At 54.2% G+C, this 2,036-nt stretch carries 2 protein-coding genes; one reads left to right on the top strand and one right to left on the bottom strand.

Features of this window, described 5'->3' with window-relative positions; genetic code table 11:
• Positions 1–1,100: tyrosine--tRNA ligase (gene tyrS / locus H6F43_RS18430; protein ID WP_190344171.1), on the bottom strand; the 1,100-nt coding region annotated here is incomplete at its 3' end.
• A 415-nt stretch (positions 1,101–1,515) separates the two neighbouring features.
• Here tyrS and H6F43_RS18425 point away from each other — a divergent pair.
• Positions 1,516–2,036: transglycosylase domain-containing protein (locus H6F43_RS18425; protein ID WP_190344169.1), on the top strand; the 521-nt coding region annotated here is incomplete at its 3' end.

The following is a 2,036-nucleotide window of genomic DNA, read 5'->3' as shown; positions in this document are numbered from 1 at the left end:
TCAGAACTGCTTTTGCACAGACCCGTTGCGCTCAGCAAATAGAACAGCTTCGCGGGGAACTGCACCGCTGCCAAGGAGAACTCTGGCACGCTGTCTGCCTGTGCGGTTTTGCCTTTAACGAGATCAGCCGCGTCCTGCTGCGCCTGTTTTGCGGCAGCGTCGCCGTGGTACTGCGTCACCACCGTCAACGCCAAAAGCTTTTGGGCATCGCGGGGAGCAGCAGGAATCTGGTCCAGCGGCAAGTCCGTCAGCAGCTCAACGTAAGACTTCAGCAGGTGGTCTGGCGTTTTTTCCAGTTTGGAATACATCGACAGCGCATCTTCCGACAGCGCCACATAGTTACCCAACGACTTCGACATCTTCTGCACGCCATCGGTCCCCAGCAGCAGCGGCAGCAGCAGCCCAAACTGGGGACGTAGCCCAAAGTGGCGTTGCAGATCGCGCCCGATCGCAATGTTGAACTTCTGATCGGTACCGCCCAGCTCCACATCCGCTTCCAGTGCTACAGAATCGTAGCCCTGCATCAGTGGATAGAGAAATTCGTGCAGGTAAATCGGTGTGTTTTTCTCGTAGCGCTCAGAAAAGCCTTCTTTCGCCAGCATTTGTCCAACGGTGGTTGTCGCCAGCAAATCTAGAATTTTGCTTAAGTCGAGTTTCGACAGCCACTCCGAGTTGTAGCGAATTTCCAGTCGTCCAGGTGTGTCAAAGTCGAGGATCGGGCGCACTTGGTCGAGGTAGGTGCGGACGTTGGCGGCGACTTGCTCCTCCGTTAGCTGGCGGCGCACCTCAGATTTTCCAGTCGGGTCGCCGATGCGAGCAGTAAAGTCGCCAAACAGTAGAATTGCCGTGTGTCCCGCATCCTGAAACGCCCGCAGCTTCCGCATCGGAATGCTGTGTCCCAGGTGAATATCCGAGCCTGTGGGATCGATCCCCAGCTTGATCCGCAGAGGTCGATCGCTCTGAAGCAGCCGCTGCACCAAATTGTCATCGGCGCTGGTAGGCTCTGCCTGGTTGGGAAAGATTTCACTGGTTCCCCGGTACAGCCAGGACAAATCGAGCTTCTCTGCGGCTGAGTTGGGCGATCGATCAGTTGAATTCACGGCACTCACATTAAGATTCACCACTAAAACTGACACCCTACTATAATTGCAGAGTTAAATTTGCTTCTACGAGTTTAACTGTAGCGTGAGGGGGGATTCTACTGGCAGCGTTGGTCTAAAGCGAACTGCAAAAAGCGCCTCGTTTTTCACGTCAAGTGATTTCTGGCAAACCGACCCGCTGTCTGGGCGAAGTCGAGGACAGTCAACGGTTGCGCCCTGAGCGGAGTTGAACAGCGCACTCTCGAAGTAAGCTCGTTTCCGGAAAATCGCCTAACGTTCAGTTCAAAGCACATGATTTTACTATTTTCTTTTTCTACCTCTAGAGAGTGGCTAGAATGACAGGCTCTATCCTGAGAATGGTCTAGATCGCTTGTTGATCGAAGTAATCCCTCGTTTTCAAGGAACTGATATCGTCGTGGCATCCAACACTTTTCACCAACGGCAGGATTATAAAAACCCAGGCACGATTTACCAGTTCGTTGCAGCGGTCAGCAAGGTCACAGGTGGAACGCTGCTGGGAATTACCATGCTGACGAGTTCGGTTGTAGCGGGCGGACTGGTGGGCTTGGCAATTAGCTTTCGGAACTTACCGGATGTCCGCGTCCTTCGCAGCTACGTTCCCAGCGAGACGACCTACATCTATGACGTGAAGGGTCGGGAGCTTGCCAGCCTGCACGGAGAGGCAAATCGAGAAGTTGTGCCGCTGGATTCCGTGTCACCCCACTTGAAGCGATCGGTGCTGGCGATCGAAGACAGCTACTTCTACTCGCATCGCGGCGTCAGCCCTGTGGGAATTGGTCGCGCTTTGATGCGGAACTTCAGCAGCAAAGAAACTGTAGAGGGCGGCTCTACCGTCACGATGCAGCTGGTGAAAAATTTGTTCCTGTCGCCCAAACGGGAGTTTAGCCGCAAGGTGGCAGAAACTGTGCTGGCGCT

The organism is Leptolyngbya sp. FACHB-36 (assembly GCF_014695955.1).
GTDB lineage: Bacteria > Cyanobacteriota > Cyanobacteriia > Leptolyngbyales > Leptolyngbyaceae > FACHB-36.
This window is presented reverse-complemented; position numbering and strand designations above follow the sequence as displayed.